We start from the raw sequence: 21576 nt of genomic DNA, 5'->3' as shown, positions 1-21576 counted from the left end.
ACCTTACGATGGACGCCTGAGTCTCCATTATAGAAATAGGAAAATTGATATCCCGAAGCGTCCAGTGCGGTAGCCGCAGGCGAGCGATGACGTGGTTTGACGGTTGTGGGATGGAGCCGATCCTCCATCCTTCTCAACTCATCACAGTCAGCACAATCACCGCACTGACATCTTACTAAGGAATATATCCTCCTAAAGTTCGATGGCCATCAGAACTGTAGATAGTCGGTACCAATCTTTAGAACTTTGTTTTTCGCGCAACAATGGTTACACCCTCGGTAAAGCTATAACCATAGCCGTATCCATATCCCCATCCTCCACCTTCGAATATGCCTCCTGAGTTGTGCGCTGATTTATAGTCATACTTAAATGCATAAGCCCCTGAAATGATGGGAAGAATGGATTGGACTTCGTAACCCTCTTGATTGAGTAAAATCACCGCCTCATTGATGTTGTCAGTCAAAAGTTCACCATCAATTTGTGCATCTGACCAGCCAGTCTGTTTCCATTCGGCGGCTTTGGTTTTTATTTCCTTTTCATTGCCAAAAAATCCTTTTTCAAATTGTCCTGTAGGTACTTCAATTTCTACCTCTTCACCCATAGGTCGAAAATAAGCTTTTACGTAAACTATTTTATTCATGAGGGTTTCCGTTAATTTATCTAATTAGACTTCAGCAAATTTTATTCGACGCTTGGTTAAAGTTCATAGAACGATCCTGGGAGTTGGAGCGCTCCTACGTGGTTGGGAAAATCTGCGATGCGATAAGACCGATGCCAAGGCCAACCAGTACACAGAACAACTCTCTAGCCAATCGCCGTTCTTGCCGCCTCAATAAACTCCGGATAGCGATTGCAGTCGAGAATAAGGCAAGGGCACCCCATACCAGTTGTGCAGTCAGAAACCCTGGCCAAATCGAAACGGATGCTATGGGGGGGATAGTTAGAAGTACGGAAGTCAACCATACAAATCGAATTCGGTCGGCGGTCATTATTAAGCCCTCCCGATATACGGCACATTGATCACCGGCAATTGGTCAACCAGTTTTTGGTACCTGCATAAATGAAGCTCCTCCAGACGGGCATCCATGTGATTGCGTTTATTCAGTTCGCTTAAAACCAGAAAAAACGTAACCGCATCCAGGTGGGGTGTTTCTACCAACCGGACCTCAATTGCCGTTGACTCTTCCCAATTAAACGCTGGTACCCCGCTCAGTTGGGCATGCCGATAATTTGGATCGCCGCGCATCACCCAGCACAGACCTGGCCAGAGGGCTAGGCTGTCGAACATCCATCGTAAGTCGATGGGGTTGTCCCAGGTCGCGGACCAATCCGCTGTCAAATCATCATCAAATGTCAGGCTCATCCGCGGTCTCCTTTAGTTGGAGACCGAATGTTCAGGGACGTTGATGCGTGCCAGAAGCCCTTTCGTATTCCCTCAGATTGGAATTGAATTCGATTCCAATCTGAGGTTCTGAATTGGACGCTTGAGCTGATCGGAGCAACGCTCTACGCGTTGCAGCGTGGTTCCCACGCGGCTCTGTCAGGGTGTCTCGCTTCGCTCAAACACCCGTACAGAGCCGCGCTCCGTTGTCAAAAGCAAAATCGATGTGACACGTCGCGTATGCCGTTGACCTACTAGGGATGGCAGATTCATTATCGGTCTGCACCACTGAGTTCACCCACGAACTCAACCCTAACAGCATCATGCCTTTCATGATGTTGGGCTTACGAGCGTAGCGCTATTTCGCATGCTCCAGCTGGGAAGGTGCGAGGCGTGAGCACAGACACTTCTGGCTCTCCTCGCTGCGCGACTGACTACGTTGGTGCATTTCTCCAACGTAGTCAGTAGCAACGCCTCGATTGGTTGGTCACCTATCAGGGTTGTTGTAATGGCCTGACTATCAGACCGCTTCATCTGATGATATGAGGTAAAAAACCACTGCCTAAGCTTGGCAATAAGTTGAGTTCTAATCAGGGCGCGTTAACCTTGGTAAGCTCGAGTTTGGTAGTGAGAAGCAAACAGAGAGAGTGCTTTCGAGCGCATCGTTGCGTTGACGAAAATTCGTCAGCTGTTAACTGATAAGTCCGACTGAAAAACGGGGCTAGGCATTCATCGAATGTCGGAACTACAAAGCATAGAGAATTTCGAGCGCACCTTTTGGTTTGCAGCTGAATTTCCGCCATGCTGTAGTAGTGGCTGTATCTTACAGTAAAGCCATAATCATGAACGACAAATTATCAACGTATAAAGATGAGATTCTATCTCGACATCTGCAGCATTACACACTGGCCATGATTCAGCTTTGGCTAAAAGAAGAAAGCAATATTTCCGTCTGTCAGTCAGCGATATCAAGATCAATACATCGTTCCCTAAAGCAGCGAACGATGAATTATCGCCCGGCTCAAGACGCTCAATATAGATACTACCGCGACAAAATAGACGCGGGCCTGCAACACAAAAAATATAAACGTCACCTAAATAAGTACCTTGGCCTTATCGAGTATTATCGATATCGGCTCGAATTTAGCCCGAAAAATATACTGGATAAACTTAAATCGCAAAATATTGAAACTTCGATAAATTCTGTGTATCGCGCATTAAGGCTGATCGATGAAAGGAAAACTATCGAATTTACAGAAAACGAGCAGAACCTTTGCAAAACCCGAAACCCAAGCCAGGGAGTTAAGCAAAGCGATGTTCAACTCCAACCGAATAGCCGGATTAGGAACATCCCTCAGCTATGAAAGCAGTCTTCGGCTTGCTGCTGCATGGCTTCAAACGTCGGGCCGAGGTGCTTTGTTCGAACTGACGCCAAAAGCTGCGAAGTTTTATCTATATGAACGTGCCAAGGTCGTAGGGCAAAAAACACTAGATCGTGATCGACAAGCACTTCAAGCGGTACTCCGACAAAATGGAAGGCTCAGTGAAAAGCAACGCTTGCCTGTAATACACGCAGATAAACAACAACTGCTAACCAGTCGCAACTACACCACCGACCAGGTAAAGAGGATCATGAGCTGTCAAAGCGAGCGCAATGCTTTATCAACCGAGCTGGCAACCGCTGCGGGCCTTCGGGCTCACGAGCTGCTCACACTGCTGCCTGCGAAAGAGAGACCTATGAGTGACCGTCCTTCAGATCCGCAAAAATTTCGCGACGGCGTTCGATACACGGTCGTCGGAAAAGGCGGACTGATTCGCGAGGTTAGCGTTCCGCACCATCTTGCCCAGCGCCTTGAGGCTAAGCGCTTGTCGGAACCGGTCGATCGGATCGATCGGCGGATTCACTACAATAGTTATTACGATATTGCTGGTGGTCAGTCCTGGTCTCAGAGCTTCAGCGAAGCCAGCTATAGGGCTCTAGGTTTCAGTAACGGGGCGCATGGTATTCGACACAAGTATGCGCAGGACCGCTACCTGGAAGCCCAAGCGCGTCTTGGTAATATCGACCGAGCGAAAAAGATCGTGTCTCAGGAGCTTGGGCACTTCCGCCCCGAAATCACGGACACCTACCTACGCTAAGCCTAATTTTTATTTTCCTTCTTGCTGAGAAATCTTTCTCTCTTTTGTTCTCTCTTTATGTAGCTCACAGGTGACCTAGGCGAGGAGCTCACACATGAACCATCTCCTAGACCACCTATGACCTAGCTCACTCATCAGCTAGCTCATCAGCGTGCTGCCTGTGGAAAACTACATCCTCTTTCTTTATATTGCCTGACCGAATTAAATGCTTCTCTAGGGTTTTGCCAATTCGTGCGGGAAGCTCCGCGCTTGGCGGTGAACCATTAATTACATTGCCATTAATAGTGATGTTGTTTCCTGTAAAAACTAATTGATTTGTAATCTTGATATCTAATTTTATAGTGGGTGACGAGTTAGCTAATCCTCCTTTTTCCAGCATTTTCTTGATCTCGTCTTGGCGCTCATTCACCTTTCTCCCTGCGTAAGGAAATGTTGCGGTGGCTACTACCTCACCATTCATCCTGCTTACCGGGAATCGTTCGAACAGCCAGTACGTACATGCGCGTCCTGGCTGTTCCTCACTAACGACGTACCCCATTTTTCTCAGCTCGGCCAGGCCACGTTTTACACTGCTGACCGATAAGCCGCACTCCTTTGCAATGCGGTCCTGCCCGACATCAGCCTCGCCGGAATGAAGATTCGCTCTGACTTTGAGTGCGACATAAATTTTAATAGCTGTACCGCTAAGCACTTGCAGATCGCCACTGGTGACGATGCTCCTAAAAATATGGCACCACCAAAGATCGGCCTTCAGAGAGTCTTTGTCAGTCATCGCTTCCACCGCTGACGAGTAGAGCGGCAATGTCGCTGGCTCGAAAGTAGATACGCCGCCCCAATTTCAGTTTTCCCGAATTTACGCTATCCGAGAATTCACTTTTTCGTGCAAGGGTGTAGGACAGGCCATCAGGGCTTCTATGAAGAACTTTAGCCAAATGTTCTTTCGTGAGAACCGGGCCATAGAGATCGAGCAACTGCTGCTCAATTTGTTTCTGCTTTTCAATCTTGTCTTGCATCGTACAAATGCCTTTTTGGTTTCGAATACCCTAATAGTGGGTAGTGAGTGACCTCTTTTGAGCATTTGGCATTTTTGAATCCTCTCCGCACCTGCTCCACCCCGTTCTTGAGGGGCGTGCAGCTATCATTTTTCTGGGCCGATCGAAAATCGGATTCTGACCGGACCAACGTGGAGCAAACGTTAGGTATGCGATGAATGACGTTTTATGGAGCGGGAGATTTGATGTGTTTTGGAGGATATAGCTAAGGCTATAAATGTTTTCGCATGCAGAAACTTTTATAGCCTTTGTAGCCCCATTTAACTGTTGTTTCGCTTGATCTGGTCAAGTTTTGATACTAGATCTTCGGCACGCAGGTGGGTATAGCGTCGGAGCATTTGCATGGATTTATGACCGCTAATCGCGGAGACCTCCTGGTCGGAAAGACCTCCTTCCACCAACCGACTGACAGCTTCATGGCGAAGATCGTGAAAGCGTAGGTCGGGCATTCCCAATTTTTTCTTTAGAACGCCCCAAACCTTTGTAAAGGCATATGGCCTACGCCTGCCGTCTTTCCCGGGCTCTCCAAAGAACACTAAATGGCAGTCGATAGGTCGTGCTGGATGTTTCAACGCAGATTGAAAGACTTCGGTAGCTCGCTTATTCAGTGGAACAGTTCGAGCAGAATCATTCTTCGTATCCGCAAGGCGTATGACGCGTTTGGCTAGATCAACCTGCGGTAGGCGTAGGGATGTTATTTCAGATGAGCGCATACCAGTTTCTAAGGCGATGCGAACAATCCACCCCAGCATTGGATTGCTGTGTGCATTGACTGCTGAAACCAAGCGGCGCTCTTCATCCGTTGATAGCCGGCGGTCGCGACCGTCGCCAGGACTTGGCTTGCGAATGTTCAGCACTGGATTGAATGTCAGTCCCAAACCCCATTCCTGAATGGCAACGGTGTAAAGGTGGCTCAGCAGAGCCAGTTCGAGGCGCACAGTGTTGTTGCTGATGTTTCCATCACGGCCGGGCTCGTTCAGTCTCTTGTCGCGATACCCCGCGATGATTTCAGCGGAGAGGGCGGCAAGAGAGTATTTGCCAAGATGCTCGGTGATTTTCTTGGCTTTAGAAATCTCACCGCGTTGGGTTGTGAGTTTTTTGGTGGGCGTGATGTCGCTCAGATAGCGTTTGAGTGCTGCCTCAAGCGTCATACGCTCGGAGCCGCTGCGCTGGATATACACGCCTCTAACCATTTCGTCTTCGGTTCGGCGCGACCAATCTTCAGCATCACGCTTGGTACGGAAGGTTTTGGATGTTGTTGGCCAACCATTCTTGCGAATGACAGCCTTCCATGTGCCAGAGGGGGTTTTTACGAGGGTTGCCATACGTTTCTCCGAGGACGGTCGATACGGACTGTACCGAAACTGTACCTCGGGAACATCTGATTATGGCGTCAAAAACTGCAGCGGGGGCTGCAGGCCTTGATTTGTATGGTGGGCCCACACGGACTTGAACCGTGGACCAAAGGATTATGAGTCCTCTGCTCTAACCAACTGAGCTATAGGCCCTCAGTAGGTCGCGGATTATAGCGACGGTTTTGCGACTGTGCTATCCGAAAAAGCCTTTACTGCTGTACGAAGAAACGTTGCGGCAAATTCGTCGGGGGGTAGGGGCAGGCTGACGATGTAGCCCTGGATTTGTTCACAGCCTTCGGCGGCGAGGAATTGCTGTTGCGCGTGGGTCTCGACTCCTTCGGCAATCACGGTGAACTGCATGCTGCGTCCGAGGGCGATGATGGCGCGGACGATCGCCGCGTCGTGGGGATCGTCCGGCAGGCCGCGGACGAAGGACTGGTCGATCTTGAGGATGTCCAGCGGCAGGCGCTTGAGGTAACTCAAGGACGAGTAGCCGGTGCCGAAGTCATCGATGGCCAGTTGCACGCCCAGTTGTTTGAGTTGATGCAATACCGCCAGCGCTTCCTCTGCCTGGCTCATGATGAAGTTTTCGGTGATTTCCAGTTGCAGGAAACCGGGGTTGAGACCGTTGTCCTTGAGCAACTGTTCGATGCGGCCCAGCAGGTTGGGTTGGCGCAGTTGGGCGCCGGCCAGGTTGACCGACAGCGGGCCGGGATTTTCGTACAGCCGGTGCCATTCGGCCATCTGCCGGCAGGCGGTTTCCAGGACCCAGTCGCCGATTTGCAGGATCATGCCGTTTTCTTCGGCCAGCGGGATGAAGTGTTCCCGCGGCACGTCGCCAAAGGTCGGATGGTGCCAGCGGATCAGGGCTTCGGCGCCGACCAGGCTGTAGTCTTCGAGGCTGATTTTCGGTTGGTAGCACAGGCGCAACTCGTTGCGCTCGATGGCACGGCGCAGTTCGTGTTCCAGCGCCACGCGTTCGCTGGCCTGGGCGGTTAGGTCGCGGGTGTAGCTTTCGACACGGTTGCGGCCCTTGGCCTTGGAGCGGTACATCGCGGCGTCGGCGTTCTTGATCAGTGTGGCAACGTCGCAGCCATCCTTCGGATAGAGGCTGGTGCCGATGCTGGCGCTGATGAAGAACTCGTGTTCACCGGCCTGGAACGGCGCGGCGAAACAGTTGAGAAGTTTGGTGGCGATGTGGTCGGCATCGCTGGATTGTTGCAGGCCCGGCAGCAGGATAATGAATTCGTCACCCCCCAGGCGCGCCACGGTATCGATGTCACGCAACTGCTCCTTGAGGCGCACGGCAATGCCCTTGAGCAGCAGGTCGCCGACCGGGTGGCCGAGGCTGTCGTTGATATGTTTGAAGCGGTCGAGGTCGAGGAACAGCACCGCGCCCTGGCCGCCGTTTTCCTGCTGGCTGTTGAGCGCCGTCAGCAGGCGGCTTTCAAACAGCGTACGGTTCGGCAGGCCGGTCAGCGGGTCGTGGTGTGCCTGGTAGTCGAGTTTGGCCTGGGCGTGCTTGAGGCTGGAAATGTCGGCGAACACCGCGACAAAGTGGGTGATGAAGTTCTCCCGGTTGCGCACGGCACTGATGGTCAGCCAGCTTGGATACAGCTCGCCATTCTTGCGTCGGTTGGAAATCTCGCCTTGCCAGTGGCCTTCGGCGGTCAATTGATGCCACATGGCCGCGTAGAACGCGCTGTCATGCAGGCCCGAGGCGAGCAGGCGTGGCGTGTGGCCCAGGGCTTCGCTTTCGCTGTAACCGGTGATTTCGGTGAAAGCACGGTTGACCGCGCTGATGTGCTGTTGGGTGTCGGTGATCAATACGCCTTCGGCGGTGCTTTCGAACACGGTGGCGGCCTGTTGCAGTTTTTCCTGCATCAGGTGCCGCTCGGTGATGTCCCGGGCGATGGTCAGCATGCAGTCGTCATCGCCAATCGGCAGTGGTCGGCTGGATACTTCACAGAGTCGGATCTGCCCGTCGCTGCGGCGGATATGGCAGCTGAAGTCGCGGACAAAACCATCGCGGCGCAGCAGATCGAGCATTTGCTTGCGTTCATTGAGGTTGACCCAGATCCCCAGGTCCAGCGCCGAACGATCCACCGACATGGCGCTGTTGAACCCGGTGATGCGGCTAAAACCGTCGTTGACCTCCAACAGCAAGCCATCGCTTTGCCGTGACAGCAGCAAACCGTCGGGGGAGGCGTGGAAGGCCTTGGCGAACTTTTCTTCGGATGTTTGCAGCTGTTGCTGGGTTTCCTTGAGTTGGGTGATGTCCCGCACCACGACCACCAGCGCCGGTGTCATGTCGAGGTCGAACGGTTCGGCGGAGATCAGGCCGGTAAACACCTGGCCGTTGCTGCGGCGAAAGGGCATTTCCAGGTTGCGGATGCTGCCGGCCTGCAAGCGTTGCAGCAGGCCCGGCCCGACACCGGGAATCCCCCAGATGTTCAGGTTGGTGGCGGTCTGGCCAATGACGTCCTCGGCCTTGAGGCCGATTTGCTCCTCGAATGCTTCGTTGACCTCCAGCAGGCAACCGTCGCTCAGGCGCGCGATCACCAGAATGTCCGGGCATTGCTGGAACACGGAGGCAAATTTCTGTTCCGACAGGCGCAGTGCTTCTTCAGTGCGCTTGGCGTCGGTGATATCGATCATCAAGCCGCGCAGCACCGGCTCATGCCCGTGCTCGATCAGGCTGACGATATCTCGCACCCACAGGCAGCGGCCGTCGGCGGTAATCACCCGGTAATCGAGGCGGTGATCGCGCCCGGCCAGTACTTCGTGATCGCAGAAGGTCTGGGCTCGGGTCAGGTCGGCGGGGTGAATGATGTTGCGCCAGAAGCCTGGAATCAGCCAATGGGACAGGGGATAACCGAGAAGGTCTTCGGCGTGGGGCGATACATAGCTGTAGGTGAAGTCCGTGACTTTTGCTTCCCAGGCGATTGCCGACAGGCTCTCCACCAGGCCGCGGTAGTGGTATTCGCTGCTGCGCAGTTCCTGTTCAAGGTCGACCCGGCGGGCGATTTCCGAGCTCAAGCGGCGGTTGATGCGGATAACCACCGCCAGCACAGTAGTCAGCAGCAGCAATCCGGGCAGGCCGTACACCAGCAAGTCACTCCAGAAAGTTCGATGATCGAGGACGTTACCGACCCAATGCTCCTGAATGGCGCTGATTTCAGCCGGGCTCATGTCCGCCAGGACTTTATCGAGAATGCCGACCAGCATCTTGTTGTTGCGGGGTACACCCATGGCCAGTTGATAGCGATAGGGCGTTTCACCGCTGACATACAACCCATCGAGCTTGAGTTGGCGCAGGCTCCAGACGCTGGAAGCCAGATCGCCTACCACTGCGTCTACTTCGTCGATGGCCAGCGCCTGCAGCGCCGAACTGACGTTGGGCATTGCCACAAGGTTCAAGTCAGGATGGTGGGTGCGCAGCAGTTCGTGGGGGGCGTAGTTTTCCACCACGGCGATTTTCAGGCCGTACAGGTCTTTCAGGTTATGTGGCTGAGGACCCCCGACATGGGCCAGGATGACAATCGGAAAATCCAGATAGGGGCGGGTGAACGACAGGTAATTCTGGCGTTCCGGGGTCGACATGATGCCCGGCAGCAGGTCCAGCTTGCCCTTCTTGGCCTGTTCCAGGACGGCGGTCCAGCTCACCGGCTCGATCGGCGTGAGCCGGGTTGCCAGCCTTTTGCGGATGACCTCAATGTAATCCGCGGCAAGGCCCTGGTAGCGGCCCTCATCGTCACGAAACTCGAAGGGCGGCCATGACGCATCGACACCCAGACGCAATTCCGGGTGAGCCGCCAGCCAGCTACGTTCTTCGTCAGTGAGAGTCAGCGCGCCAGCCGTTGCGGTCCAGGTCATCAGCGACAGCAAAAAAAGCACGGTCGGCAGTCTGGGCATAACGGTCTCGTTATGGCTCGGGGGAATGTTTCGAGTGTAGACGGCTACAGGGCGGAGGGGGGAAGCAGGGGGATTTAATCTGTACAAAGCAAAACCCCCGGCCTGGGCCGGGGGTTCTGTGATCACTCGTCGAGGAAGGAGCGCAGATGCTCGCTTCTCGTCGGGTGGCGCAGCTTGCGCAGCGCCTTGGCTTCGATCTGACGAATCCGCTCACGGGTCACGTCGAACTGCTTACCAACCTCCTCAAGGGTGTGGTCGGTATTCATGTCGATACCGAAACGCATGCGCAATACCTTGGCTTCACGGGCAGTGAGGCCGGACAGTACTTCGCGAGTCGCTTCTTTAAGGCTCTCAACGGTTGCAACATCGATTGGCGACTGCATGGTCGAGTCTTCGATGAAGTCACCCAGATGGGAGTCTTCGTCATCACCGATCGGGGTTTCCATGGAGATCGGCTCTTTAGCGATCTTCAATACCTTGCGGATCTTGTCCTCAGGCATTTCCATGCGTTCGCCCAGCTCTTCCGGGGTCGGTTCGCGACCCATTTCCTGCAACATCTGGCGGGAAATGCGGTTGAGCTTGTTGATCGTCTCGATCATGTGCACCGGAATACGGATGGTGCGGGCCTGGTCGGCGATCGAGCGAGTGATCGCCTGACGGATCCACCAGGTGGCATAAGTCGAGAATTTGTAGCCGCGACGGTATTCGAACTTGTCTACCGCTTTCATCAAGCCGATGTTGCCTTCCTGGATCAGATCGAGGAATTGCAGGCCACGGTTGGTGTACTTCTTGGCGATGGAGATCACCAGACGCAAGTTGGCTTCAACCATCTCTTTCTTCGCGCGGCGGGCCTTGGCCTCACCGATCGACATGCGACGGTTGATGTCCTTGATCTCGGCGATTGTCAAACCGGTTTCGGTTTCCAGCGCGGTCAGCTTCTGCTGGCAACGGATGATGTCCGGCTGCAGACGACCAATGGCTTCAGCGTATTTGCCTTTGCCTTTGGCCAGGGCATCACTCCAGCTTTCGTCGACTTCGTTGCCCGGGAACTGGCGCAGGAAGTCGGCACGCGGCATGCGCGCATCACGAACGCAGAGCTGCATGATTGCGCGCTCTTGCTGACGCAGGCGATCCAGGGCACTGCGAACACGCTCGACCAGGCCTTCGAATTGCTTCGGCACCAGTTTGATCGGCATGAACAGCTCGGCCAGGGCCAACAGCTCGGCAATCGCTGCCTTGTTGTTGCGACCGTGCTTTTTCAGCGCCTTGCGGGTGATTTCCATCTGATCGGCCACGGCGCCAAAACGCTGTGCAGCGATGATCGGATCCGGACCGCTTTCGGCTTCTTCCTCGTCATCGGAGGCTTCACCCTCTTCGTCGTCGGAATCGTCATCCGCCTTGACGGCTTTCGCGTCAATCGGCGGCGGCACTTCTGCCGCAGGCGGCGCAATGCCGTCGTCCGGGTCGATATAACCGCTCAGAACGTCGGACAGGCGACCACCTTCGGTGGTGACGCGGGTGTACTCGGAGAGAATATGATCAACCGTGCCAGGGAAGTGCGCGATTGCGCTCATCACCTCACGGATGCCCTCTTCAATACGCTTGGCGATTTCGATTTCGCCTTCACGCGTGAGGAGCTCCACCGTACCCATTTCGCGCATGTACATGCGCACCGGGTCGGTAGTGCGACCAATGTCGGTCTCGACCGCAGCCAACGCTGCAGCGGCCTCTTCGGCTGCGGCTTCGTCGGTATCGGCGTCGGCCAGCATAAGGGAATCCTTATCTGGCGCAACCTCGAATACGTTGATCCCCATGTCATTGATCATGCGGATGATGTCTTCCACCTGTTCCGGATCTGAAATATCCTCCGGCAGGTGGTCGTTGACCTCCGCGTAAGTCAGGTAGCCCTGCTCACGACCAAGTGTGATCAACTCTTTGATACGAGACTGCTGTTGCGCTTTTCCGGACATAACACCCTATCCACTGAAGGTCTTGGCGGGCAAAAAACAAGCCGAGGATTATACCTGAGCTATGACCTCACGCGCCAGTTGAGGTCGGGTTTGATGCGGAAACATTGCGACTCAAGAGGTCGCGCAGTTGATTTTTCTCTTCGCTGGTCAATTCGCTTTGACGCGCTTTTCGCAGAAGTTGTTCCAGGTTTCGCTCGCGTTGGCGGGCTGACAAGCTAGTAATGGTGTCGAAAAACTGTTGTTCAAGGTTATCTCCATCAATCAGCCATTCCTTTTCCGCCAAGGCCTTGAGCAAGCGGCCTTGTTCTGTGCCGTGCCAACGCGCAATCAGTTGAATTGAGTTTAGCTTGGGATTCTTCTGTACAGCTTCGAGCAGCGCCACCAGCAATTGCGTGTTGGTGTGATCCTCGGCGGCGAAGTGCCCGGCATCCTCGACTTTTTCGGCCAGTTGCGGGTGATGCAGCAACGTGCGCAAGGCGGCGAGGGTTGGCGGTTCTACGGCGGCGGGCACCCGTGGCGCGCGGGGTTGATCACGATCACCGCCCCGTTTGCCATTCTTGTCCCACGGTTTCTTGTCCCATTTCTTGCCTCCTGCACCGGGTTTCTTCGGCGTCCATTCCTGCTGTGGCACATACATTTCCTGTGCCTGCGGCTGATGATAGTCGCTGTAATCGGGCATCGCGTCGTAATCGATGCCCGGGTCGTAGGCCGGCGGTGCTTCTTGCGGGGCGCTTTGTGCCAGCTGACTCACCGCTTCACCGCTCAGGCCGGTGATTTCGCTCAGGCGCTGACGCATCAGGGTGCGCAGGTTGGCCCCCGGGACTTTGTCGATCAACGGCGCGGCGAGGGTGGCCATATGGGCCTTGCCCTCAAGCGAGCGCGGGTCGGCTTCTTCCGTCAGTTGCTGGAAGAAGTAATCGGCCAGTGGCTGCGCGTGCTGGTTGATCCGTGCGCGAAAGGCGTCGGTGCCTTCGGAGCGGACCAGAGTGTCCGGGTCCTCGCCTTCGGGCAGGAACAAAAAGCGTGCGCGACGACCGTCCTGCAGGCTCGAAAGTGTCGCCTCCAGCGCCCGCCATGCCGCATTGCGGCCGGCCTGGTCGCCGTCGAAGCAGAACAGCACGCTGGGCACGACGCGAAACAGCCGCTTGAGGTGTTCCTCGCTGGTGGCGGTGCCCAGGGTCGCGACGGCATTGCGCAGGCCTTGCTGGGCCAGGGCAATGACGTCCATGTAGCCCTCGACGACGATGATCTCGTCGAGGTTGCGGTTGGTCTTGCGCGCTTCATACAGGCCGTAGAGTTCCTGGCCTTTATGGAAAACCGGGGTTTCCGGGGAGTTCAGGTATTTCGGCTTGTCGTCGCCCAATACCCGGCCGCCGAAGGCGATGACGCGCCCGCGACTGTCGCGGATCGGAAACATCACGCGGTCGCGGAAGCGGTCGTAGCGTTTACCGCTTTCGGCGTTTTCGATCAGCAGGCCGGCATCGATCATGGCTTTTTGTTGCAGGGTATCGCTGCTCAAATGCTTGAACAGGTTGTCCCAGCCAGGCGGAGCAAAGCCCAGGCCGAAGTCCCGGGCGATTTCGCCGGTCAGCCCGCGACCTTTCAGGTATTCCACGGCAGCCTTGCGCGATGGGTGGCTTTTGAGGGCCTGGCGATAAAAGTCGGCAGCGGCGCTCAGTAGCGGATACAGCGGCGAATCGGTCGGCTGTCGCGGTTTGTGCGGCCGGCCGCTTTCTTCGCGGGGGATTTCCATGCCGGCGGCTTTGGCCAGTTCTTCGACAGCCTGGACGAAATCCAGGTTGTCGTGGTCCATGATGAAGCCGAGGGCGTTGCCGCCGGCGCCGCAGCCGAAGCAGTAATAGAACTGCTTGTCGGGGCTGACGCTGAACGACGGAGTCTTTTCCTTGTGGAATGGGCAGCAGGCAGTGTGATTTTTGCCGGCCTTTTTCAATTGCAGGCGCGAGCTGACCACATCGACGATGTCGGTGCGGTTCAGAAGGTCGTCAATGAAGCTCTGGGGAATTAGCCCGGCCATGGCGTTCTCGTCATCTGCGCTGAAAAGGAACCCGAAACGTACGGCGACCGAACGCGGTCATTGTTTGAGGCGCGCAAAGTGTGCGGCTCGACCAGTGTCGTCTGCGTAATCGCTGTCGGGAAGTGTATCTGCCGAAAATCCACTGACGTTAATGCCAATCAGTATTCGACTGTTTGAATGTGTTGCGCTGAATCCGCTGTGGCCAATCATAGGCCCCGGATAGCTCATCATCTGGCACGCAAGCAGGTGCCTTGGGCTGATCGTCGTGAGAGGAATCAGTGGGTGTGCTCGTCAGTAGCCTTGAAAGGCTCGTCAGAAAAGACGTGCACCGCTGGCAAAAGAGCCAGGTCTGACGCGGTGAAGCAGATTTGTCTCGGTCGCGTCTGCGGCTTTGACATTGAAGCATCAAGCGTTTTACGCAAATGCCATAAGCCCGGCTGAGGGCCGGGCTTGGCAGAAGCTTGCTACGATCGTCTGTGTATTAGTACAGACGAACGGCGCGGCGCTGTTCGCGCTGAACTTTCTTGGCGTGACGCTTAACAGCGGCTGCTGCTTTGCGCTTACGCTCAGAAGTTGGCTTCTCGTAAAATTCGCGGCTACGAACTTCAGCCAGTACACCGGCTTTTTCGCAGGAGCGCTTGAAACGACGCAGAGCTACGTCGAAGGGTTCGTTCTCTTTTACTTTGACGGCTGGCATCCAGAGCTACCTTCATTCATTACCGGGGTCAACATCCTCGCGGCAAAAGAGCACTTGAAGACGTCGGTTTTTAAGGGTTGCGGATGTTAACCCCTCATCGCTCGGAATGCAAAGCCTCTGATCGAAAACCGCTGGTCGGGGCATCACGCGACGACTATTATGCGCGCCTTCGAATTCAGCCTAAACAAGGCGCAAACCCATGCTAGTACTGGGATTAGAAACCTCCTGCGACGAAACTGGTGTCGCATTATATGACAGTGAACGCGGCCTGCTGGCCGACGCGTTGTTCAGTCAGATCGACCTGCACCGCGCCTATGGTGGCGTGGTGCCGGAGCTGGCTTCACGCGATCACGTCAAACGCATGCTGCCCTTGATTCGTCAGGTGTTGGCCGAGGCCGACTGCGTGCCGACCGAGATCGATGCGATCGCCTACACCGCGGGTCCTGGCCTGGTGGGTGCCTTGCTGGTAGGGGCTTCCTGTGCTCAGGCGCTGGCCTTTGCCTGGGGCATTCCGGCCCTGGGCGTGCATCACATGGAAGGCCATTTGCTGGCGCCGATGCTGGAGTCGCAACCGCCGGAATTTCCGTTCGTCGCTTTGTTGGTGTCGGGTGGTCACACGCAACTGGTTCAGGTCGACGGAATCGGTCAGTACACGCTTCTGGGCGAGACCCTGGATGACGCCGCCGGCGAGGCCTTCGACAAGACGGCCAAGATGATGGGGCTCAATTATCCGGGCGGACCGGAGATCGCTCGCCTTGCAGAACAAGGCGTTGCAGGGCGTTTCGTCTTCCCGCGGCCGATGTGCGACCGTCCGGGCCTGGATTTCAGCTTCAGTGGCCTGAAAACCTTTGCGCTGAACACCTGGCAACAGTGCGTCAACGCCGGGGACGACGGAGAGCAAGCCCGTTGCGACATCGCGCTGGCATTCCAGCAGGCCGTGGTGGAGACTTTGACCATCAAGTGCAAGCGTGCCCTGAAGGCCGCTGGCATGAAGCGCCTGGTGATTGCAGGGGGCGTCAGTGCCAACAAGGCGTTGCGCACTTCCCTGGAGAAAATGCTCGGCGACATGAAGGGCGATGTGTTTTATGCCCGTGCGCAGTTCTGCACCGATAACGGCGCGATGATTGCCTTTGCCGGCTGCCAGCGCTTGCAGGCCGGTCAGCAGGAAAGCCTGGCGATCAGCGTGCAGGCGCGTTGGCCGATGGAGCAGTTGACCGCATTGTGATGAGCGGTGCTCATGTCCGGCGGCTAGAAATGCCGTTCGCGCCCGGCAAACAGGTCGCGTAGATTGCCGCGATGACGCCAGACGATCAGCCCGGTGAGCGTGCTCATGGGCAGCAGGGCGGCCGGTTCTTGCCAGGCCAGCAACGGCAAGGTCAGCGGTGTGGCGATGAGGGCGGCCAGGGAGCTGGTGCGGGTCAGGTAGAACGTCAAGAGCCAGGTGCAGACCGCCAGAAGGGCAGCGGGCGGGTACAGTCCCAGCAACATGCCGGCAGCGGTGGCGACGCCCTTGCCGCCGCGAAAGCGAAAGTACAACGGAAACAGATGGCCGATGACGGCATAGACGCCAATCCAGGCCTGTTCCTGCTGCGAAAGACCCGCAAGACGCGCAATCAGTACCGGCAGCAGGCCTTTGCAAAGGTCCCCGAGCAAGGTCAGGATGGCGAGCTTCTTGCCGGCCAGGCGCAACATGTTGGTGGCACCGGCATTGCCCGAGCCACTCATTCGCGGATCGGGGTTACCGGTCATGCGGCTGAGCAAAATGGCAAAGGACAGAGAGCCGAGCAGGTAGGCGAGGATCGCCAATAACCAAAACATGCTAACTATTCCGGGCGAGGAAGCCCTGATTCTAACGGCGCATTGCGCCCTTGTCGTGTAGCGGAGAGAAGTGCTTGGACAGAGTGTTTATCGAGGGCCTGGAAGTCGACACGGTGATTGGTGCCTACGACTGGGAGCGAGGCATCCGACAGTGCTTGCGTCTTGACCTGAGCTTCGCCTGGGATAATCGCCCGGCCGCAGCCGGTGATGACCTGACCCTGGCGCTCGACTACGCCAGTGTTTCCTCACGCATCCAGGCGTTTGCCGAGCAGGCGCAATTCCAGTTGGTGGAAACCTTTGCCGAGCGCCTGGTTGAAGTGCTGATGAGCGAATTCAAGATCACCTGGATGCGCCTTAAGCTGACCAAGCCCGGGGCCGTCCCGGCTGCCACCGGCGGTGTTGGCGTGGAGATCGAGCGCGGATGTCGCTGACTCAGGTGTACCTCGGGCTCGGTAGCAATATCGAGCGTGAAACCCATTTGCGGGCGGGGCTCGATGCTCTGGCGGCATTCCTTGTCGATATCCGCTGTTCGGCGGTGTTCGAAAGCCAGCCGGTGGGCATCAAGAGCGGGCCGTTCTTCAATTTCGTGGTGTCGGCGTATACCGATCTGCCGCTGATGGAACTTGATCGTCGATTGAAGTTCATTGAGGCGGATAACGGTCGTTACGCACCGGATCGCCGAGGTTTGCCGCTGGATATCGACGTATTGTTGTTCGGTGACCTGGTGGGCAATTTCGATGGCTTGATCTTGCCGCGGGCAGAAATTCTGAAAAATGCGTTCGTTCTGTGGCCGTTGTCGTTGATAGCGCCGGATCGCGTGCACCCGGGCGCAGGCAAGAGTTTTGCGACTTTGTGGGCTGAAGCGCAGATTGATCAGGTGTTGGCGCCAGTAGCGTTCGAATGGCACGGTGAACAGCTGACACCTTCAGATTTGTTGTGACCTTACTGACGCCTTCGCGAGCAAGCCCGCACCCACAGGTACGATGCAATTTCTGTGGGAGCGGGCTTGCTCGCGAAGCTTTTCAGACAGACGTCGCCTCTTTGTAAGCCTTCAACGCCTTGAGCCGCTCGCGCTTGATCTCCTCCCCCAGCTCCGGCCCCTTGAAACCTTTCTCCAGCAACGGCTGAACCGCCACGCTACGAGCCGCAGTTGCGGCGCCGCGCAAATAATCCGCCTGTGGGTAACTTCTTTCTTCCAGCCCTTTGCGCCCACGCGCGTCCATCTCGCATGCGGCGATGAACTCCTCAAACCGCTGTGGCCGACGGTAAATGTCGAAGCTTTGCAACAATTCCAGCAATGTCGATGGCTTCAGCTCAAGGGCGCGATGCCCATGGGTGTGGTACTCGCCCACCAGCAGCGCCAGTTCCTGGCAGTCCTTCGGCACCTTGAAGCGTTCATTGACCGCCTTGATCAGCTTCAGGCCCTTGAACTCGTGGGCAATGTGTCGCGGCCATTCATCCTCTGGCGTCAGTCCCTTGCCCAGGTCGTGCAGCAGGCACGCCCAGCGCACGGTGAGTGGCTGTTTGTGTAGTGCGGCTTGCTGCAACACGCTCAGGGTATGTGCACCTGTATCGATTTCCGGGTGATGGGCGGGTGGTTGCGGTACGCCAAACAGCGCGTCGACCTCGGGCATCAGAACCTTGAGTGCGCCGCATGCGCGCAGAACCTCAACAAATACCTGTGGCTGATCTTCCATCAGGGCGCGGGAAATTTCCTTCCAGCTGCGCTCAGGGGTCAGTGCTTCAAGTTCACCTGACTCGCTGAGTTGGTGCATCAGCGCCAGGGTTTCCGGGGCAACGGTAAAACCCAGCGTCGCGTAGCGCGCCGCGAAGCGGGCAACACGCAGGACCCGGAGTGGATCTTCGGCAAATGCCGGGGAAACATGGCGAAGCAGGCGCGCTTCAAGATCACGCTGGCCGTGGTACGGGTCGGTCAGGTTCTGCTGATCGTCCTCGGCCATGGCATTGATGGTCAGGTCGCGGCGGATCAGGTCTTCTTCGAGGGTGACTTCAGGGCTGGCGTGAAAAGTGAACCCGCCGTAACCGCGTCCGCTTTTGCGCTCGGTGCGGGCGAGGGCGTATTCCTCGCCGCTTTTGGGATGAAGGAACACCGGGAAGTCCGCGCCCACCGGGCGAAAGCCCTTGGCGAGCATTTCTTCGGTGGTAGCGCCGACCACAACCCAGTCGATATCGGTAACCGGTTTGCCCAGCAGGCGATCACGTACCGCACCGCCGACTTTATAAATACGCATAAAAAACCTCCGTTAGCTCGACAGGATAACCGTTGCATCGAGCTTTCGGAGGCACAAACCGGATCAAAGATGGATGACGGCCAGGTCCAGGCGGCCGTAATCACCTTCGCTGTGCTCGCTTCTGGGCGGCACATGGTGGGTTTTCATGACCTGATCGCCTTGCAGGGTTTCCAGGTGAATGTCGAAGCCCCAGAGGCGGTGCAGGTGTTTGAGCACTTCTTCGGTCGAGTCCCCCAGCGGTTTGCGGTCGTGCTGCTGGTGGCGCAGGGTCAGGGAGCGGTCACCGCGACGGTCGATGCTGTAGATCTGCACGTTTGGCTCGCGATTGCCCAGGTTGTACTGTGCCGCGAGGGTTTCCCGGATGATGCGGTAGCCACCTTCGTCGTGAATGGCGGGCACCAGCAGGTCGTCCTTCTGGTCGTCATCGAGAATGCTGAACAGCTTCAGGTCGCGGATCACCTTGGGCGACAAGTACTGCAGGATGAAGCTCTCATCCTTGAAACTGCTCATGGCGAACTTGATGGCTGCCAGCCAGTCGGTACCGGCAATGTCAGGGAACCAGCGGCGATCTTCTTCCGTAGGCTCTTCGCACATGCGGCGGATGTCGCGGTACATGGCAAACCCCAGGGCGTAAGGGTTGATGCCACTGTAGTAGGGGCTATCGAAGCCAGGCTGGAACACCACGCTGGTGTGGGACGTCAGGAACTCCATCATGAAGCCGTCGGTGACCAGGCCTTCGTCATACAGGTCGTTCATCAGTGTGTAGTGCCAGAACGTGGCCCAACCCTCGTTCATGACCTGGGTCTGACGCTGTGGATAAAAATACTGGGCGATCTTGCGCACGATACGCACGATTTCCCGCTGCCATGGCTCCAGCAGCGGTGCATGTTTTTCGATGAAGTACAGGATGTTTTCCTGGGGTTCGGCGGGGAAGCGTGCGTTGTCCTTGTCGCTGTACTTGTCCGCGCCCTTGGGAATGGTGCGCCACAGATCGTTGATCTGTTTCTGTAAATGTTCTTCCCGGTCCTTTTGCCGGCGACGTTCTTCTTCCGCGGAGATCGGATAAGGGCGTTTGTAACGGTCGACACCATAGTTCATCAGCGCATGGCAGGAGTCGAGCAGATCCTCGACCGCGTCGATACCGTGGCGTTCTTCGCACTGCATGATGTACTGCTTGGCAAACACCAGGTAATCGATGATCGAACTGGCGTCGGTCCAGGTGCGGAACAGGTAATTGCCTTTGAAAAAGCTGTTGTGCCCGTAGCAGGCATGGGCCACCACCAGCGCCTGCATGCAGATGGTGTTTTCCTCCATCAGGTAGGCGATGCATGGGTCGGAGTTGATCACGATCTCGTACGCCAGCCCCATCTGGCCGCGGGTGTAGGACTTTTCGGTGCTGAGGAAGTGCTTGCCATAGGACCAGTGGTGATAACCCAGCGGCATACCGACCGAGGCGTAGGCGTCCATCATCTGTTCGGCGGTGATCACTTCGATCTGGTTGGGATACGTATCGAGTGCGTAACCGGCCGCAATACGACTGATTTCGCGGTCGTAGGCCTGGATCAGCTCGAACGTCCATTCGGAGCCGGTGGAAATGGGTTGGCGTTTCTGCTCTTTGGCGGTCATGTCACTAACCTGCGCTGGAAGAGTTCACGGAAGACCGGATAGATATCCCCGGCCGAGACCAGTTGTTGCTGGGCAAATGTATCGGAAAAGGCTTCGGCGATGCGCTCGTACTCGAACCACAGGGCCTGGTGTTCGCGCGGGGTGATCTCAACGTAAGTGTAGTACTGCACGAATGGCATGATCTGGTTGATCAGGATGTCGCGGCAGATCGGAGAGTCGTCGTTCCAGTTGTCACCGTCTGAGGCCTGGGCTGCGTAGATGTTCCACTCGTTGCTCGGATAACGCTCGGCCATGATCTCCTGCATCAGTTTCAAGGCGCTGGAGACGATGGTGCCGCCGGTTTCCCGGGAGTAGAAAAACTCCTCTTCATCCACTTCGCGGGCGCTGGTGTGGTGGCGGATGAACACGACGTCGATCTTGTCGTAGTTACGTTTGAGAAACAGGTACAGCAGGATGAAGAAGCGCTTGGCGATGTCCTTGGTCGCCTGGGTCATCGAGCCGGACACGTCCATCAGGCAGAACATCACGGCCTTGGAACTGGGGTTGGGCTGTTTGATGAGCAGGTTGTACTTGAGGTCGAAGGTGTCGAGAAACGGTATACGGTGAATGCGCGCGCTGAGTTTTTCGATTTCTGCTTCGATTTCCTGGATATCGCCGAAGTTGTCCGGTTCTTCTTGCTTGAGTCGCAGAAGTTCTTCCTTGGCTTCACGCAGTTTTGCGCGGCTGCTGCCGGACAGGGCGATTCGCCGGGCGTGGGCTGAGCGCAGGGTGCGGATGATGTTGATCCGCGACGGGTTGCCCTCGTTGCTGATCCCGGCGCGCACGGTCTTGAAGGTGTCGGTGCCGGTCAGGTTGCGTTTGACCAGGTTGGGCAGTTCGAGGTCCTCGAACATGAACTCGAGGAACTCTTCCTGGGTAATCTGGAAGACGAATTCGTCCATCCCCTCGCCGGAATTGCCCGCCTTGCCGGGGCCTCGGCCGCCACCGCCTCCCGGTGGCCGGGCGATATGTTCGCCGCTGGTGAATTCCTTGTTGCCCGGGTGCACGACCGTCTGCTTGCCACCGCGACCGTGATGAAGCACCGGCTCGTCGATGTCGCGACCGGGAATGCTGATTTGTTCGCCGTGTTCCATATCGGTAATGGAGCGCCGGCTGACCGCCTCTTCGACAGCCTTCTTGATGTGATCACGGTAGCGCCGCAGAAAACGCTGGCGGTTCACCGTGCTCTTGTTCTTGCCATTGAGACGTCGGTCGATCACATAGCTCATGACTGCTCCTTAGAAGCTGTCCTGAAAGGGGCGAGCGGTTATGCAGCATCGGACCGGTGCCAAGGGAT

General features: G+C 56.4%; 17 protein-coding genes and 1 tRNA gene. 4 read left to right on the top strand and 14 right to left on the bottom strand.

The window, feature by feature from the left end; all coding sequences use genetic code 11:
* Positions 1–238: 238 nt before the first annotated feature.
* Entirely contained in the window at positions 239–640 is a 402-nt protein-coding gene (locus KGB29_RS08865) for a hypothetical protein (RefSeq protein ID WP_223616392.1), read from the bottom strand.
* Positions 641–991: 351 nt separating this feature from the next.
* Positions 992–1363, bottom strand: a complete 372-nt coding sequence (locus KGB29_RS08860; RefSeq protein ID WP_223616391.1) for a hypothetical protein — start codon at positions 1361–1363, stop codon at positions 992–994.
* Positions 1364–2611: 1248 nt separating this feature from the next.
* On the opposite strand from KGB29_RS08860, the gene KGB29_RS08855 reads away from it, so the two are divergent.
* A complete protein-coding gene (locus KGB29_RS08855) occupies positions 2612–3520 on the top strand; it encodes a site-specific integrase (RefSeq protein ID WP_223616390.1) in 909 nt (302 codons plus the stop codon).
* A gap of 127 nt (positions 3521–3647) precedes the next feature.
* On the opposite strand, the gene KGB29_RS08850 is transcribed toward KGB29_RS08855, so the two are convergent.
* From KGB29_RS08850 to rpsU, 8 genes are all read right to left on the bottom strand, one after another.
* Complete coding sequence (locus KGB29_RS08850) at positions 3648–4292, bottom strand: helix-turn-helix domain-containing protein (protein ID WP_223616389.1); 645 nt, start codon at positions 4290–4292, stop codon at positions 3648–3650.
* Positions 4285–4533, bottom strand: a complete 249-nt coding sequence (locus KGB29_RS08845; RefSeq protein WP_223616388.1) for a hypothetical protein — start codon at positions 4531–4533, stop codon at positions 4285–4287. Before KGB29_RS08845 ends, KGB29_RS08850 begins: the two co-directional genes overlap by 8 nt.
* Positions 4534–4832: 299 nt before the next feature.
* Positions 4833–5897, bottom strand: a complete 1065-nt coding sequence (locus tag KGB29_RS08840) for a site-specific integrase (protein ID WP_223616387.1) — start codon at positions 5895–5897, stop codon at positions 4833–4835.
* A 106-nt stretch (positions 5898–6003) separates the two neighbouring features.
* Positions 6004–6080, bottom strand: a tRNA-Ile gene (locus KGB29_RS08835).
* A gap of 15 nt (positions 6081–6095) precedes the next feature.
* Positions 6096–9842 (bottom strand): bifunctional diguanylate cyclase/phosphodiesterase, encoded by a 3747-nt coding sequence (locus KGB29_RS08830; RefSeq protein WP_150814000.1) that lies wholly within the window; start codon positions 9840–9842, stop codon positions 6096–6098.
* Between the two features lie 122 nt (positions 9843–9964).
* Entirely contained in the window at positions 9965–11812 is a 1848-nt protein-coding gene (rpoD, locus tag KGB29_RS08825; protein ID WP_057713062.1) for an RNA polymerase sigma factor RpoD, read from the bottom strand.
* A gap of 67 nt (positions 11813–11879) precedes the next feature.
* Positions 11880–13847, bottom strand: a complete 1968-nt coding sequence (gene dnaG / locus KGB29_RS08820) for a DNA primase (RefSeq protein ID WP_008051597.1) — start codon at positions 13845–13847, stop codon at positions 11880–11882.
* 481 nt (positions 13848–14328) lie between these two features.
* Positions 14329–14544, bottom strand: a complete 216-nt coding sequence (rpsU, locus tag KGB29_RS08815; RefSeq protein ID WP_002551877.1) for a 30S ribosomal protein S21 — start codon at positions 14542–14544, stop codon at positions 14329–14331.
* A 199-nt stretch (positions 14545–14743) separates the two neighbouring features.
* On the opposite strand from rpsU, the gene tsaD reads away from it, so the two are divergent.
* Positions 14744–15769: a tRNA (adenosine(37)-N6)-threonylcarbamoyltransferase complex transferase subunit TsaD gene (tsaD, locus tag KGB29_RS08810; RefSeq protein ID WP_057713063.1), complete on the top strand. Its 1026-nt coding sequence runs from the start codon at positions 14744–14746 to the stop codon at positions 15767–15769.
* Between the two features lie 23 nt (positions 15770–15792).
* Here tsaD and plsY read toward each other — a convergent pair whose 3' ends face one another.
* Positions 15793–16362, bottom strand: a complete 570-nt coding sequence (gene plsY, locus KGB29_RS08805; protein WP_057713064.1) for a glycerol-3-phosphate 1-O-acyltransferase PlsY — start codon at positions 16360–16362, stop codon at positions 15793–15795.
* Between the two features lie 74 nt (positions 16363–16436).
* Between plsY and folB the strand changes: the two genes are divergently transcribed.
* Positions 16437–16793: a dihydroneopterin aldolase gene (gene folB / locus KGB29_RS08800; protein ID WP_008051601.1), complete on the top strand. Its 357-nt coding sequence runs from the start codon at positions 16437–16439 to the stop codon at positions 16791–16793.
* Positions 16784–17302, top strand: coding sequence for a 2-amino-4-hydroxy-6-hydroxymethyldihydropteridine diphosphokinase (folK, locus tag KGB29_RS08795; RefSeq protein ID WP_150813999.1), 519 nt, complete (start codon positions 16784–16786; stop codon positions 17300–17302). The genes folB and folK overlap by 10 nt, the downstream gene beginning before the upstream one ends.
* A gap of 82 nt (positions 17303–17384) precedes the next feature.
* Here the strand turns inward: folK and KGB29_RS08790 are convergent, their stop codons facing one another.
* From KGB29_RS08790 to KGB29_RS08780, 3 genes are all read right to left on the bottom strand, one after another.
* Positions 17385–18614, bottom strand: a complete 1230-nt coding sequence (locus tag KGB29_RS08790) for a multifunctional CCA addition/repair protein (protein ID WP_150813998.1) — start codon at positions 18612–18614, stop codon at positions 17385–17387.
* 63 nt (positions 18615–18677) lie between these two features.
* Entirely contained in the window at positions 18678–20240 is a 1563-nt protein-coding gene (locus tag KGB29_RS08785; protein WP_057713067.1) for a SpoVR family protein, read from the bottom strand.
* Positions 20237–21508, bottom strand: coding sequence for a YeaH/YhbH family protein (locus KGB29_RS08780; RefSeq protein ID WP_057713068.1), 1272 nt, complete (start codon positions 21506–21508; stop codon positions 20237–20239). Before KGB29_RS08780 ends, KGB29_RS08785 begins: the two co-directional genes overlap by 4 nt.
* Positions 21509–21576 lie beyond the last annotated feature (68 nt).

This window comes from Pseudomonas sp. BF-B-30 (genome assembly GCF_019956305.1).
GTDB classification, from domain to species: Bacteria; Pseudomonadota; Gammaproteobacteria; order Pseudomonadales; family Pseudomonadaceae; genus Aquipseudomonas; species Aquipseudomonas jessenii.
The sequence above is the reverse complement of the archived record's forward strand: the minus strand, read 5'-3'. Positions and strand labels throughout refer to the sequence as shown.